Source organism: Alkalihalobacterium elongatum (assembly GCF_019024285.1).
Lineage (GTDB): Bacteria > Bacillota > Bacilli > Bacillales > Bacillaceae_F > Alkalihalobacterium > Alkalihalobacterium elongatum.
Map to the genome: position 1 here is coordinate 278004 of NZ_WMKZ01000001.1, position 15441 is coordinate 293444.

Sequence of the window (15441 nt, forward strand, 5' to 3'; positions counted from 1 at the left end):
TTTGTTTTTTGAAACCTTTCATTCATTAACTTTACTTCTTAATAAAACAACAATTTCACTTAAAGAAAAATTGACTCAAACGACAACTCCTCCTCAATAAGTGAGTTCCCATTTGAGCCAGCTAAACGATACATTAATTAACCTTAATAAACATAGATACGATCAACCCTAGTAATAGAAAAACACCAAGTACTATGAAACTCATTGTATAATTCAACATACTAATTAGAAAAATGGCTATAGCTGGACCAACACTTGCCCCAACAAATAAAATAAAAGCATTAAATGTAACAGCAGTCCCTCTTACTTTTTCTCCTAGGATACTTACCATTGAAATCGTGACAGGACACACTATAGCAATACCTGCGACAAATACTACACTCATCAGAACAATCATAAATAGATTGGAAAAAACACCTATCATTGTCACTCCTACAGTTGCGAGCAGAATACCAACACGTAATACATTTGAAATACCATATTTATTTGAAAGCTTTCCAGCAAAAGGAGCTAGTATAATTCCAAAAATCCCGACCGCTCGAACAGCCAACAGCTCTTGGCTAGACACTCTAAACGTATCTGTACTTAAATAGCTATTTAATACAGTATACATGGCAACGAGTGAAAAGAGCGTCAAGAACGTAATGAACAACGTAAGTAGCAACTGATTATTTTTAAGTAGAACGACCATTTGTTTAAAAATATCCCAAATGCTCACTCCACTCGGACTTCGTACCTCTTTAGGAAGTATGAAAATAACGAGAAGACTAGATATAAAATACAAAGCGGCGAGAGTAAAAAAGATAAATGGCCAGCCCCAAACCTCTTGTATCGCACTGCTTAACACTTGCCCAAAAATAGCTGCCGTCAAAAAACCTGATGTAATAAATCCGATTGTCGTCAATCGCTTTTCAGCGGGATACACTTCCCCTACATAAACAAGTGAGATAGGCGCATATACAGAAGCTACTGCTCCTTGGATCGCTCTTAAAACAAGTAACCAATAAAAACTTTCCACAAATCCAATCAATAGAGTAACAATTGTGATTGAGCCAATTCCAATCATTAAAAAACCTTTCCGTCCAAATCGATCAGAAAGTGCTCCAAAAATTAAACAACCAAGTGCGTAGAAAAGGGAGAACACACTTCCCGTTAGAGCTGCCTGTTGTAATGAAACTTCAAAAGTTGAACTGAATGCTGATATAAGTGGGATCGTAATATACATGCTCGATAATACTACGAGTCCACACCAAACTAATACAGCTGTTAATAAAGAAAATGACCGATCGTTCGGTTTTACTTTTACCTCATTTAGTTGAACTTCACTCATAGAAGCCTCCTTTAGTAACTCCCCCTTTTAACCCTTATCCACATTTCATTCTTATTTACGATTGAATATATATGGTTATGCAGTCTTTCGTTTTTATAGAAGTAAATTATCAAAGTTTCTAATTAGTTGCTTTTTCCGACCAAACAAAAAACACTTGATTGCAGAACAACTACAACCAAGTGAATTAAATTAACAAGATAAATATAGACAGAACTATAAATAACCAACCAGAAATCGAACTTGCATGATTTTTAAATATATTCAGTGCCACTAAGTGACCAAATTTGGATCCACCCCATATAAAGAGAAAACTAGTCACAAATGCTAAAAAACTTGATAGTAAAATTGGAAACCCCGCCAATCCGCCAGAAAAACCAGCAGCTAAAGAGTCAATACCCAATGCAATCCCTAAAATGACCGCAGCTTTTAAGCTTAGATCTAGCTTTTTTTCATCTGCCTCCTCTTGCTTAGATTTTCTAGCATCCCATAAAAACCAGAAACCAATGAGGAGAAAAACAAAGGCAGCTAAATATAATAATAGATGCTCTGGTATAACTCCAGCGATAGCGTCTCCAAAATATAATCCTGTCCCCATTGTTATTCCTGAAAAAATCGCAATGACAAATATAACCTTCATTGGGATTTTCCCTCTCATACCGAGTGAGAAACCTACAGCTAAATCATCAAGATTAGACGCAATGACGAGTATAAGTATATGCCAAATCAACAGATACCTCCTTCATAAATTCCGTTAATCAAAACCCTTAATCCCTAACTTGCGTTACAAATGGATGGAATAAATGAGTGTAGGTCGGTCTTTAATATTTTTTTCCTTCTCCAAGCTCATACCTATTCGTTCGGCAACTTTGATCGAAGGGGTGTTGTATTTATTGATCATCGAGATTAACCGAGATAATTGAAGCTTATTCCAACCATAGTCTCGAACTGCGCTTGCCGCCTCCGTTGCATATCCTTGTCCCCAGTAATCTCGAACAAATAAATAACCTATTTCCATTTCTTTTTGGCCATCTACTATTTGCGGTACAATCCCGCACTGACCAATGAAAGCCCCTGCACCTTTTAACTCACAAATCCAAAGCCCCGAGTGATGAATTTCGTAATTCTTTATATTCCAGTTTATCCATTTTCGTGCTTCTTCTCTCGTTTTTGTTGATTTATAGTACTGCATAGCAATTGGATCGGAAAATATCATCATGAGATGATCTTCATCCTGATCATTCATTTTTCGTAATGTTAATCGCTCTGTTTCTAGTATGGTCATCCCTATCCTCCTCGATTTGCCCTTTTTTAAACCTTTTTCAAAGGAACCTTATTTACACCAATTCTAATAAAAAAGACCCGCATCTTGCCTGCGAGTATATACAGCATATCTTAATTCGCTTGTCTCACTTCAACATGCTCACTCAATTTTAGATTGAGTTTGTCAAAGTCTCTTATTTTTAATAAGTCCAAATTAATTTCCACTTCTTTTCCACTCGTTAATAGTAAGATTAGTTTGTTGTCACTAATTCTACTTTCTTCAATATCATTATAGGCGATTTTCCGCTTCAAGCGAATAAGCCCTTTGTGAACTAACAGCATATCATTTTCTAGTTGTATATATGTAATGTCATTTAAACGTAAATAATACAACCCTATAATTATACTAAGTGCCACATTACAGCTAATAACGATAGCGACAATAACCGTAAAGGCCGTAAAACCTAATCCAACAAAGAGAAACAGTAGACAAACGAGATTTAGAAGCGCAACTCCTATCCATAGCATCCCTGTTGTTTTCCATACGCTATTTTCTCTATATTTCAAATCCACTCCATCCATCTCCCCATCACTTCTGTACCACTACTATACTATTTTTCTTTTTTTTTGTAAAAACTATTTAGTAGAATCAAAAGAAAACAAACAGAAGCTGGTTCAAATGATCAGCCTCTGCTTGTAATTACAATGGGTACGTGAATTCTTCATGTGTTATCCGCATAATTTGATTATCTTTATATTCGCCGTCATGTAACTCCCTTTTAGGTAACACTTTGATCTTTTGAAAGCCACATTTTTCGTAACATGCAATAGCTCTCTCGTTCCACGTCTGCGGATCAATGAAAACTTCATGTACACCTTGCATGGTAAATAAGTAATGAAGGGTTAACTTCATGACGTCTGTTCCAATTCCCTTATTCCAATAGACGTGTTCGCCGATAAATAAATCGATCCCGTACACTTGCTCGTATCTTGACGCACCATACTCCTCGATTTCTTCTTGCTGCAAGTGATAAAACTGCAAATACCCTATAGCTTCTTTTTCGAATTTGATGATGCACGATTGAACATAATCCTCCCCGATAGCTCGTGGACGAAACTCATCGTATATCTCTTCAATAGTATGTTTCACACTTTTACCTTCGTAAAACTCTTGAACGACTTCATCATTTAACCACTTATATAGTAATTTATAATCTGCCTCACAATCCATCAGTTTACGAATAGATAAACTATTATTTATAGCTAGCATTAGCTCTCTTCCCTTAAAGAAATTAATCCTAACCGCTCACATAGCTGTAAATAGTTTTGAGCATATTCGAAATCGTATGCCCCAGACTCTTTGTGTACTAATGCCAAAACCTCTTTTACTGAACGAGTTCCATCAATCCAATATTGTAAAAATACTTCATACCCTGCTGGTGGATTTGCCTGCTTCTTAAACCCATACCATTGCAAGCGATCTTCTACTGGTAACCGTTCTAATTCAAAGGTTAAATCAAATGGACCTTCATATGTCCTTTTATAAACCTTCTCTGTAAATTCTGATTGTAGATTTACCACTTTTGTTTCAGTTTTAGTAACCAATGCTTCGGTTACATGTGCGTGCTGTTGTAAAATTTTTATTTGTTCACCTAGTAACTCCTGTGCTCGATCTACTTGTTTCTGGAGGCTAGTAAACTTGCGAATGTTCGCATACTGTCGATAGCTTTCCAAAGCACTTCTTTCATAGTCACAGTAAAATTCAAAGGTTTCTTCCCAATTTTTGCTAAGGTGCGTGTTCTTAAATATCGATGTTAGCGCTTGCTGTAAATCGGTGTATCTTGTAGCAGTATCATTGTTTAATAGTAACGACCAGTTTTGTTCACTGCCATTTGCTAAACCATATGCATAAAAAGCTGTTGTAAGAGCAACAGTTTTCATCATGTTTGGATCAAGATTATTCGTGGAATCTTCTGTTGTATGGTAATGCTTATCTGGCCACTGGATCAGCATTGGACAAGGGATTCCAATGGTCGGGTCAGCAATAATATAATGGTCACTACCACCCGAAAACCGTGTTCTTAAGAAATGAGTTGTACTATATTTGAAAGTTCCCGTTAAATTGCTCGTATTCTGACTCACCTGCAATAAGAGATTATAAGCAAAACGATCGACAAAGGTCGGTGTAGCCATTGGTGGCTGTTCAATACATAACGGTCCTCCACCTTTCGTCTGATCAGCTCCAACCATATCTAGGTTTAAAGCAGCAATAGTCGTGTCTTTCCGCTCTGGGTGTTGAGCAAAGTACGCATACGTCCCTGTCATTTCAGGCATCAATAAAAAGCGTATACCTAAATCAGGTTGCGGTAGCTTTCCTTCATTGATAAGTCGCTGTAATGTTCGCATCGTTTCCATTAAAGTACCAGGTCCTGATGCATTATCTTGACCTCCAGGGTATGGATGACATAAGTGACTGACTAAAAGAATTTCCTCTTGTTGTTTTCCTTCAATAAAAAACTCAATATTCTCGTAATGACCGTCATATAATTCTGCGTCCACGATTGCTGACAAACGAACAGTTTCTCTTTCACATCTTGTACGTAATTCATCTCCTACTCTTGGGGAAACCGCAAAACCAAATGCTTTCTGTTCATCACCTTGCCACCAGAATGACGTATACTGGATCGCATCTGGCATATCTAACCGCGTTCGGATCGGAGGATACTCATTTAAGTTATCAAAGACAAGTCCGATTGCTCCATGCTTAACGACCGCTAGATCATGTATTAAAAATTGGTTTCCACGAACAAGCGCTATTTTGCCATTTAAATTAAGTCCTTCATAACTTTTAGGATCTTCTGCCTGATCAACAACGACAAGCTCGGCTTCGACCCCTCCTGGCGGTGTTGCTACACTACGTTGTACAACGGAAATTTCCTCTTCTTCAAACCGCGCAATCCGCTTTCTTTCTTCTCCTTCAATCCATAACTCTGCATGATTACAATGCCACTCTTGAAATGTTCGATGAGCTAAAAAGCGGCTCCCAGCCTCCGCCAAATAGGATACTAGCTCGGCTTCGACCCCATCACGTTTTAATAAATTCACAACTGCTTCTGCAGCTTCACGGTACCCTGTTGACGCTTGGATCCGATGAAACTGCGCAATCCGATCAGCGTATCGAAAAGCTTGTCTTCCTGAAAGTTCCTCTTGTAAAACCTTTCCCCAGCTTGGAAACATATTAAATTTCTCCTTTATGTTCATGTACTATGTATTTAATCACTATATTTTTAGACTATTCCGTTATTATTGTATCAAAATTAATCGAACTTTTGGGGGCACCACATAAATTTCTTTAGTGACCCGTAATAGTTTGACAACAAAAAACCTCCTGCACATTTTATAGTCACAGAAGGTTAGAAGGATATAACAAAACATCATTTTTTTAAATATGTTCTCTTGGGACACCAGGAGGTGAGTAAGGTGGTGGACTTTTCAACCATCCTCTCGTTTTCATTAAGTTTTTTAGCGGAGTGGCAAATTTCATAAGTTGGACTTGTATTTGGAAAAATAATAATCCAACGTCACTTCTGATTGATTGAGACATAGAGGCTGCACAAAATGAAATAGAAGTCGCAACTTTTGCAGAAATCAGGTTAGCAATTTCATCATTGGTCAACCTTACCCCTTCAGGAACTGCAGTTGGGTCCGAGTTCGGCTTATCCTCATTCACTGCAGGTAGTTGAACTCCTTCTTTAATTAAAAACTCTTTGATCATATTGTAATCCTTTTTAGATGCTTGAACTGCATTTTCCAATGTGTGTCTTAGATCGGGATCAGTCGTCGTATTTAAGGCAGCTTGGTAAAGAGCACGTGCCTCTTGAAAGGCAGTTACAGCCGTCCATAAGCTCATAACTTCACCTACATGTAATGGGGGTTTCGGTTCATCGTCTATAAATGATTGTAAAAGTTCTGTTATAGCTTCAATTGCTCTGGTCATCTTACACCTCATCATATAGTATTTTAACTTCTATGTAAAAACTAGTGCCTCACTCGAATGCACTAGTTTCCAAACTTCGTTCATTTGTTTAAACTCTGCTAGTTCGGGCAGTAAGGAGATACGTCAAGCTAATCAAAAAGACATTGATATTGTTCATCCTTTGAATAACTTTAAACAACAAAGTTTTAAACAATAACCTTAAAAGATTGATCATTTTATCCCCTCCTACCCATATTATTAGCTAATGAATAAGGAAATAATTATTGAATTATTTCCAGTCAACTTACAAAGGTGCCCCCAATAACCCCCAAAAAAACAGACCAAATGATTATCATTTAGCCTGTTTTATCGAAATTAATTAATCATCCCAACACGATTTACGTTTTCGTCTGACGATCCATGGTCTTTCATCAAACTTTTTGTGTCGGTAATCATATTTGTGCTTACGCTTATCTTTATCATGTTTTTTCTTTTTTTCTTCAACTTCTTCACATATTAAAAAGATTTTATCATCATGTTTCTTCTTTTCCTTTTTCTCTACTACCTTGCAAACCAAGAAATCTTTGTCATCGTCATCTTTCCTTTTTCGATCATCATCTCTGTGTTTATGATCATCATCTCTGTGTTTATGGTGATAAATTAAATCTGCAAGGTCCTCAAGTAAATCTCTAAAATTGTCACGCATCGTATATCCTCCTTCCTATCACGAGATAATATATTATATTAAGGAAGAACACGCTATGGAAAGGCGCTTGTCTTACGACAGGTGACGATTTATTCTAACTTATTTCAATTGCTTTACTGGGAAAATCAAAAAAATTAGGGTATCGTGATCTCATCTTTTGCTTCCTCTTTTAATTTTCGAATTGCTGCCTTACAAACACCATAAGAAAGCCATTTACAGCCTTTACATAATATATCTAGATCATCTGGCTCAATATTATCTCTAATACGTCTAAAGATTGTCTTTTTAGAATAAAAAAAACCAGGCCGTACTTGTAACTTCTCATTAATTCTTCGGTCAAGTTCCCTTATTTCATTATCGACTTTTTCAAATGTCGTGCAATTATTCCTTTCCATAGCAGGACAATGCTTACAAATTTCATCCGTATCCTCGTTGACAAAAATCTCAAAATCAAGATCTAACTTTCGGTATATTGGTGCAAGGTGCTCCATTTTATTAATAAAAGAAGGTGAATACCCATGACCACTGTATCCTAATAAACATAGTAAGTGATGCCCTCTTAAATTCAATTTCCCCACTCCCCTAACTGCTCTATTGCTATGGCTATCTTTTATTTAAGCAAAAGTTTACGAAAAGTGCCTTTAATTAATTGCACCCTTTTATAAAAACTCAAGCAAAACAACGACTCCCACATCGTATCGTTCGATCCCATATACAGTTGACATATAATTAATTCTATATAATCATTTCTACAAAAATATGTAGAAAACCTTCAAATTATCGAAAAATGTAAACCTATATTAATTTTATGTTAACACAACATACTTTAACACAAAACATCTTAGTCAATAATCTTTATTAACATTGTTAAAAAAGAAGGCCGCCTCTAATCAGCAACCTTCTCTCATTATTTAAATAGTTATTCAAAATTTAAACATTAAAATGTCGGTAAATTATCTAAATTATTAGTTGGATCACCATCAGCATCACTTCGCAAATGCATATCTCCATCTCGCCCTTTAAATACATTAACATGGTCAATTTCACCGTTTTGTGCCATCATTTGTGCTTGCTTATAATCAACGATTTGACCACTAGACAGTTTTAACTCAACGATATCACCTTCATTGTTTTTTTTGACAGCTACAACTTGTTGACTCATAGTATAGCCCTCCTTCATAGTGGTGACTATTTTTTTACACGTTTAGTATTACGCAATTTTTACTTTTTATCCACCTTAATCCTCTAAACATCTAAAAATGATAATTGTGTTTTATTACATAAACTCACCCTCGTTATCGAACAATACAATCAAGATTAAGGAGTGGTGATGGCATATGAAATCAAATTCCGCTGAACAAAAAGAAAAACCGTTACAGTGGTGGCAACTATCACTTTTAGGTGTTGCTTGTACCATTGGGACAGGCTTTTTCCTTGGTTCGAGTATAGCAATTAATATGGCGGGTCCATCCGTTATTTTTTCATATATTTTAGCAGCCATTGGAACGTATTTTGTTTATGAAGCACTAGCTAAGTTAATGATTAATGATCCTCAAAAAGGATCTTTTCGTACATACGCAAAACATGCTTACGGTCGTTGGGCTGGCTTTACAAGTGGATGGGTCTATTTTCTTTCAGAATTGTTAATTATCGGTAGCCAAATGACAGCCTTGTCTATTTTCTCGCGTTTTTGGTTCCCTAATATTCCACTTTGGGTATTTGCGACAATTTATTCCGTCCTTGGACTTTTAGTCATCTTAATGGGTCCATCAGGGTTTGACCGAGTAGAAAACTTATTAGCTGTTCTAAAAATTGCAGCAATTTTAATGTTTATCATTTTAGCCCTCCTTGCCTTGTTCGGTGTACTAGGGCCTGGAAATGGTGAAGCATTTAGAATCCCCAGAACTTATGAAACTGTATTTCCTAATGGTTTAACTGGGTTACTCCCATCTCTTATTTATGGGTTTTACGGTTACGCTGGAATTGAGATCATGGGGTTATTAGCTGTGCGTTTAAAAGATATGAAAGAAGCACCTAAATCAGGGAAGGTCATGCTACTTCTATTAGCTATTATTTATGTATCTTCAATAGGGCTTGCATTACTAATGGTTTCATGGGACCGTTTTACGACTGAAAAAAGTCCCTTTGTAACAGCTCTTGTTCAATATGATTTAGCATTTGTACCTCATGTATTTAATGCGGTATTTATTATTGCTGGTTTTTCAACGATGGTTGCATCTTTATTTGCGATTATACGAATTCTTGTCACTCTTGCAGAGGACCGTGATGCACCAGGCATCTTATCAAAACGTGTAAAAAAGGATATTGCACTCCCTGCTATGGCTTTAACGGCAGGAGGTATTACAGTATCCATTGTTTTAGCTTTGATAATGCCTGGAAGAATTTATGAATATGTTACAACAGCTGCTGGCCTTATGTTACTGTACAATTGGTTTTTCATTCTCGGTTCTTATGGTCGGATTATAGAGATGAACTTAATGTCAAAGATTAAACGCATACTAGGTTTTCTTCTTGTTTTTCTAGGTGTTTTTGGAACTGTCTTTCATCAGACAAGTAGACCTGGATTTTTTGTTAGTTTAGGTTTCATTGTAGTCATTGGTATCATCACGTTAATTATGAAACACTTTTGGAATAAGACAAAGGATGATGATAACGGTCCAGGTTCCTTATTCACGAAAATAAAACAATAGCAGCTTGAATTCCGAAGTAGATCCCAAATCCAATTAACGACAACCCTGAAATAATTGATATGACCGTTAACAATCGATTTGTTAAATACTTACGCATCGTACTTGCAAGGCCAGCCATTGTTAAATCCCAGACCGTAATTCCAATAAATATTGCGGCACTATACAAGATGACTTTTCCTGTACCATAAGTCGTCACGGTTTTCGCTAAAATAGATCCAAAAATACCGAGCCAAAAGAGAATCGTCAGTGGATTAAATAAGGACATAAAAAAACCAGACATAAATGATTTTAAACGAGATTCTTTTTGACTACGCATACTATTAACATCAATTTGGTTTGCACCCGATAAACTTTCAAATCCAGTATATACAAGTACGAAGAAACCGAAAATCCAAAGGAATGTCTGCATAAAAGGAATTTCTAAAAAATGCACGACTCCTACAAACACTAATAACATATAAAAAGCATCCGCAACCGTGGCACCTAGGCCTACAAGCCATGCATGAAAGAAGCCGTTTTTTATTCCTCTATCAATTTGGGCCGCATTTACTGGCCCAATGGGTGCCGCTAGTGATAAACCTAAAATAATATAGCTTATAAAAACACTCATGATCTCCTCCTCCAAATCAGCTAGCTTTCTACGACGGACAAACTGTACGACTTGTACATTGTATTCAGCTACATTAGAACTTACGACTGGAGGATTTATTTTTTGATACAATCTTATTCCAAATAAAATAAGCTGCTTCTTCTAAAAAGAGGCAGCCTTTTCTGTTAGTTTAATTGAATGGAAACAATATAGACGTGGTCATAGTTTGTAACCTCTTTTAACTCTTCATTAGTTAAAGGCCCATTGATAACTGTAATTGTGTCTTCATTTGTCCTTATGACAGATGCTACTGCATATAATTCATTTAATGACAAAGAAACGGGATCCGTTATCCCACCGTAGGCACTTAATGAATAATCTTCATCTAAGTTTAATTCTCTTTCGATTGAACCATGAGCAGACTCTGAATTCGTCATCACAGATAATGCCCATCGTTCCTTCTTGTTGTTTTCAAATTGTTGATTAATAAAAACAGTTCGAATGATTTTATCGTCACTATTTTCATAAATCGGTGTTGTCATTTCTACTACTTTTGAGACAAGCTCACCTTTAGTATAGTGATCTACAGTGACATAAACTTCGGATACATCAAGATTCTCAATGTCGATATCATGAACAAACGCACGATCTCCGATGCTTTGCAATAACCCCTCTTCAAATGGAGTTAATTCACCATTTTTGATCACTGCAGATTTCTGCTCTTCTCTAGATTGTTCTTTGTTCCCTTGTTGATTTGTTGCACTTTCATTTGACGGTTCTGTTGTACAAGCAGCAAAAAAAACTGTTACACAAAGTACGAAAAGTAAAATTACGCGTTTCATTTGTCATCTCCTCTTTCCTATGAAAACATCCTATGATAAATTCAAATAGTAAGACGTTAATAGAACCTTTAGGTTACACTGAAATAGAAAAAATTTTTAAGGTGGTTTTAACCATGAATTCAATACATAATTTAGATACTCCGTCATTGCTACTCAACCTAAACCAGCTAGAAAAAAATTTAATTGCAATACGAGATGTTGCTAAACAAAATGGAATCGGGTGGCGTCCTCATATTAAAACGCATAAAAGTGTGAACATCGCAAAAATGCAATTGGCTGAAGGTGCGTGCGGTATTACTGTTGCTAAATTAGAAGAAGCAGAAGTTATGGCTGCAGCAAATATTTCAAATATTTTAATTGCCTATCCACTAGCCCAGCCCAAAAAGCTTGAGCGGTTAATAAAATTATCTACCCAAGCGAAAGTAATACTTGCTATTGATTCGTGCGAGCAAGCTGAGATTGTGAATACAATTTTTTCTGAATGCAATGAACCCTTGGAAGTTTGGATCAAAGTTAACTCTGGACTAAATCGTTGTGGTATTAAAGTTGAGGAAATCGTTGCGTTAGCCAAAAAAATAAAAACGATGAAGCATCTATCATTAACTGGCATTTTTACACATGCAGGCCATTCATATGCTGCGACTTCTCTAGAGCAAATTGAAAAAATTGCTGAGGATGAAGCAAAGTCAGTCATTCAGAGTGCTGAACTTTGCGAACAAGCGGGCATTACAATTCAACACCGTAGCGTGGGTTCGACACCGACGTTTAAGTATGGAGCAAAAATTAAGGGCATTACTGAAATTCGTCCAGGGAATGCTGCATTTTACGATATGTGTCAAGTCGGATTAGGTGTTGCGGAAACAAAACAATGCGCTTTGACTGTTCTAGCTAGTGTTGTAAGCAAAAAGAATGACCGAATTATTTTCGATACAGGTAGTAAAGCCTTGTCATTGGATCAAGGTGCACATGGGAATAAAAGTGTTATTGGATATGGTTGCGTGATCAACCACCCTGAAGTTACGATCGAGCGACTCTCCGAGGAGCATGGAGTCGCAACGTTTAAAGACAGCAATTTAAAGATGAATGATACCGTGGAGATTATCCCTAATCACTCATGTGTGGTCGCCAATTTGTTTGAAGAGTATATTGTTCACCACGATGGAGATATCGTTGATAAATGGAAGGTCGACGCTCGCGGATTAATGAAATAACCTCTTTACTATATACCTATTTTCCAATTCCAACAATTCCATAATATATTTGCCAATATGTAAACAACTATAATAATTAAAGGGCTGACCGCAGTCAGCCCCAATAAAGTAACTATCTAAATGATACGATCCTAATTAATAGCTATCGTACATTTGGCTTTCACTATAGTCACTTTTTCCATATTGTGACATTTAGTCTTGACCACCATACATTTGGCTCTGACCTTGTCCACTTTGAGACATTTGGCCTTGCGACTGGCTACCTTGTCCCATTTGTCCTTGTGACTGACTTTGCATTTGTTGTAACTGTTGTTGGGATTGGTTGATTTGTTGAGTCATTTGATTAAGAACATTAAAGGATTGGAGGGATTGGCTAACGCTCCCTAACATTTGTGTCGCTTGCTGGATTGATTGCTGTAATTGTTGGAACGTTTTTTGCTGTTGTTGTTGAGCTTGTGAACTAAATTGCTGCATTTGTTGTAATAATTGATTAGCTTGTTGCTGATCTTGACCACTAGAAGATTGCGAACTCATAGAACTAAATTGCTGCTGAGTCGATTGCAATTGGTTCAGTGTCGATTGCATTTTCTCTAAATGTCCACGCAACGGCATTAACTCCTCTCCAATTTCTTCTTCTGCCTTTTCAGCTGCTACTCGTTCAACGATTTCTTTTGTTTCTTTTTCCATCCCAAATTCCTCCCTAAATTGTTCTCTAATCGGTTCTTGATTAACGGCTTCCCCTGTAGTAACTGGAACAAATTCCGGTTTTACTTGTCGACGTGCCCAAGCTGTAACCGTAACCACACCAGCTAAAACTATAATCGTTAAGAACAAAAACATCACGATATCAATTGTAATCAACCTCCGATCACCAACACTACATCCTTGTGTCACTGGGACAACCATTATTATGATCAAGACCGTCGACTTCTATTTGATTAGAATGATGTTAATTATTAACTCTTTTCTCTAAAAGTAAATACAATGAAACAATAATCACGAGGGAACATTATTGATGAGGTGGTTCACTATGTTAAAAAAAATAATGGCTTTTGTGTTACTCTTCATCGCTTTCACTACAGTTGTTTCAGCACAAAACCATAAACCAATCGAGATTTTTCATATTGAAAAAGGCGAAGTTATCCAATCGGTGCCTTCAACTAACAAAATACAAACAGAAATCAAAAAGCTTATAAAAGGAACTACAGGTCTAAGTAAAAAGTTCAATCCCATTCCTAATGAAGGCTATATGATAAAAGTTCCATTTGAACGCGCAACTACAATTGAAAATGAGTGGTTTCATGATTTAGTCGATCAAGTTGTGTTCATTTTCCCAGAAGACGGAAAACCTTATTACCTGTTATTTAATGATGAAAATACGCCTTTCTTTTTCACTTTTGAGGGAAACACAAAACCGTTATTAAGAGAATTAAACTTCGACCCATCTTCCACGAACTAAATAAGACGACAAGCTTAGCGATTGTTAAGCTTGATACATAATCTTTCACGTCAATTCCTACCTTTTTTTGTATAATACCCCTCAATTTATACCCTTTAATGTTATAATTGATTTCTACAATTGCAATACAAGAATTCTTAAATATCCTCATTTTAGAATCGTTAGTCTTAAATTTAATAAAAAGGAGCGAGATATGAGAGGAGTTTTTATTTGCTTACTAATGAGCAGCCTGCTCTTTGCTGGATGTACCTCAAATGAAACGCCAAAAGAAAATTTATTGCCCGATGAAACCAAACAGGGAGAAAATACTTTAGAAACTACCGTGCCTGTATTCGAACAACAACTTAAAGATACTCAACTAGAAATTGGAGACGCCGTTCTTGTTCAAGGTACGATAGCAACTGTTTTTAAGAAGGATTTTCATTCTGAAGGATATCCTATATATGGTTCAAGTGATTTTGGCTTATTTGTAGAAAATGAAGTGGGACAAATAATAGGCACTGTACACATTGTTAATGATCAAGAGATGAACTATTCAGAAGGAAGCAAAGTAAAAGTTTATGGCATTATAAGAGAGTTAAACGAATTAGAGGATATTTATTATATCGATGCCGTTACCATAAAAGAATAAGTCAGACTATATTCTTTATTGGAAGCACCTGCTTTAAGTGGTGCTTTTTTTGAGCTTTCTTCATTTTAAACCCGCCTTTATATATGACGGTTTCACGGTCGTACACTCACTCTAGTTCCAATCGGAATCGTACGGGCTAATTCTTCTACATCCTGATTAAACATTCGAATACACCCTCTAGAAACCGCTTTGCCAATCGAAGAAGGATCGTTAGTACCATGAATGCCATAACCCTTTTTCGATAACGACATCCACATTGTACCAAAGGGACCACCTGGATTAGGTGCTTTATTAATTATGACAAATTCTCCTGTCGGTGTTTGTTTTAAGATTTGTCCTACAGCAATTGGGTACGTTTTTACAACGGTACCGTATTGAAACAATGTCAACGTACGATTAGAGATAGATACCATAATTGAATATGGCAGTAAGTCTGGATTAGGAAGTCCTGGAATCGTAATCGCTTGGCCTACGAATATCAAATTAGGATTAACAATTTTATTGGCTTGCAGTAAAGTTGTATAAGGTATGCGATAATCTTCTGAAATTTTCCACAAGGTTTCACCAGGTTTCACAATATGTTGGTACATTCTAAAATTCCTCCCGAACTAAATGATGATATATTCTATGGAAGAAAGTACCTAGTGGAGCTTTACCCATTATTTTTTCATATAGTTAAGCCCATCCTGAACATGGACACTCACCTAACCAACAATTTGCAATAGG

18 protein-coding genes are annotated in these 15441 nt (G+C 36.4%); 4 read left to right on the forward strand and 14 right to left on the reverse strand.

Annotation, left to right across the window (positions count from 1 at the left end; genetic code table 11):
* Positions 1–133 precede the first annotated feature (133 nt).
* The 10 genes from GKP30_RS01440 to GKP30_RS01485 form a co-directional block, all read right to left on the reverse strand.
* A complete protein-coding gene (locus GKP30_RS01440; RefSeq protein WP_216827604.1) occupies positions 134–1330 on the reverse strand; it encodes an MFS transporter in 1197 nt (398 codons plus the stop codon).
* Positions 1331–1514: 184 nt separating this feature from the next.
* Entirely contained in the window at positions 1515–2057 is a 543-nt protein-coding gene (locus GKP30_RS01445; RefSeq protein ID WP_216827605.1) for a manganese efflux pump MntP, read from the reverse strand.
* A gap of 54 nt (positions 2058–2111) precedes the next feature.
* Complete coding sequence (locus GKP30_RS01450; RefSeq protein ID WP_216827606.1) at positions 2112–2612, reverse strand: GNAT family N-acetyltransferase; 501 nt, start codon at positions 2610–2612, stop codon at positions 2112–2114.
* A 110-nt stretch (positions 2613–2722) separates the two neighbouring features.
* A complete protein-coding gene (locus GKP30_RS01455) occupies positions 2723–3163 on the reverse strand; it encodes a hypothetical protein (RefSeq protein WP_216827607.1) in 441 nt (146 codons plus the stop codon).
* Between the two features lie 127 nt (positions 3164–3290).
* Positions 3291–3860, reverse strand: a complete 570-nt coding sequence (locus GKP30_RS01460; RefSeq protein WP_216827608.1) for a GNAT family N-acetyltransferase — start codon at positions 3858–3860, stop codon at positions 3291–3293.
* On the reverse strand, positions 3860–5827 hold the full coding sequence (locus GKP30_RS01465; protein WP_216827609.1) for a DUF4910 domain-containing protein: 1968 nt from the start codon (positions 5825–5827) through the stop codon (positions 3860–3862). Before GKP30_RS01465 ends, GKP30_RS01460 begins: the two co-directional genes overlap by 1 nt.
* Before the next feature lie 205 nt (positions 5828–6032).
* Positions 6033–6587, reverse strand: coding sequence for a DUF3231 family protein (locus tag GKP30_RS01470; RefSeq protein WP_216827610.1), 555 nt, complete (start codon positions 6585–6587; stop codon positions 6033–6035).
* A 358-nt stretch (positions 6588–6945) separates the two neighbouring features.
* Complete coding sequence (locus GKP30_RS01475; protein WP_216827611.1) at positions 6946–7272, reverse strand: hypothetical protein; 327 nt, start codon at positions 7270–7272, stop codon at positions 6946–6948.
* Positions 7273–7406: 134 nt separating this feature from the next.
* Positions 7407–7841, reverse strand: coding sequence for a DUF1284 domain-containing protein (locus GKP30_RS01480; protein ID WP_216827612.1), 435 nt, complete (start codon positions 7839–7841; stop codon positions 7407–7409).
* Positions 7842–8209: 368 nt separating this feature from the next.
* Positions 8210–8434: a DUF3892 domain-containing protein gene (locus tag GKP30_RS01485; RefSeq protein WP_216827613.1), complete on the reverse strand. Its 225-nt coding sequence runs from the start codon at positions 8432–8434 to the stop codon at positions 8210–8212.
* Positions 8435–8609: 175 nt separating this feature from the next.
* Between GKP30_RS01485 and GKP30_RS01490 the strand changes: the two genes are divergently transcribed.
* A complete protein-coding gene (locus GKP30_RS01490) occupies positions 8610–9983 on the forward strand; it encodes an amino acid permease (RefSeq protein ID WP_216827614.1) in 1374 nt (457 codons plus the stop codon).
* On the opposite strand, the gene GKP30_RS01495 is transcribed toward GKP30_RS01490, so the two are convergent.
* Complete coding sequence (locus GKP30_RS01495) at positions 9964–10593, reverse strand: LysE family transporter (RefSeq protein ID WP_216827615.1); 630 nt, start codon at positions 10591–10593, stop codon at positions 9964–9966. The genes GKP30_RS01490 and GKP30_RS01495 overlap by 20 nt on opposite strands.
* A gap of 164 nt (positions 10594–10757) precedes the next feature.
* On the reverse strand, positions 10758–11414 hold the full coding sequence (locus GKP30_RS01500) for a hypothetical protein (RefSeq protein ID WP_216827616.1): 657 nt from the start codon (positions 11412–11414) through the stop codon (positions 10758–10760).
* 113 nt (positions 11415–11527) lie between these two features.
* Between GKP30_RS01500 and GKP30_RS01505 the strand changes: the two genes are divergently transcribed.
* Entirely contained in the window at positions 11528–12625 is a 1098-nt protein-coding gene (locus GKP30_RS01505; RefSeq protein WP_216827617.1) for an alanine racemase, read from the forward strand.
* Between the two features lie 192 nt (positions 12626–12817).
* Here the strand turns inward: GKP30_RS01505 and GKP30_RS01510 are convergent, their stop codons facing one another.
* Positions 12818–13543: a hypothetical protein gene (locus GKP30_RS01510; protein WP_216827618.1), complete on the reverse strand. Its 726-nt coding sequence runs from the start codon at positions 13541–13543 to the stop codon at positions 12818–12820.
* Positions 13544–13655: 112 nt separating this feature from the next.
* Between GKP30_RS01510 and GKP30_RS01515 the strand changes: the two genes are divergently transcribed.
* Both GKP30_RS01515 and GKP30_RS01520 read left to right on the forward strand, forming a co-directional pair.
* Positions 13656–14084: a hypothetical protein gene (locus GKP30_RS01515; protein WP_216827619.1), complete on the forward strand. Its 429-nt coding sequence runs from the start codon at positions 13656–13658 to the stop codon at positions 14082–14084.
* Between the two features lie 193 nt (positions 14085–14277).
* The gene (locus GKP30_RS01520) at positions 14278–14715 is read left to right on the forward strand and encodes a hypothetical protein (RefSeq protein WP_216827620.1); all 438 of its coding nucleotides are present in this window, start codon (positions 14278–14280) and stop codon (positions 14713–14715) included.
* Between the two features lie 92 nt (positions 14716–14807).
* Here the strand turns inward: GKP30_RS01520 and GKP30_RS01525 are convergent, their stop codons facing one another.
* On the reverse strand, positions 14808–15305 hold the full coding sequence (locus GKP30_RS01525; protein ID WP_216827621.1) for a L,D-transpeptidase family protein: 498 nt from the start codon (positions 15303–15305) through the stop codon (positions 14808–14810).
* Between the last annotated feature and the right edge of the window lie 136 nt (positions 15306–15441).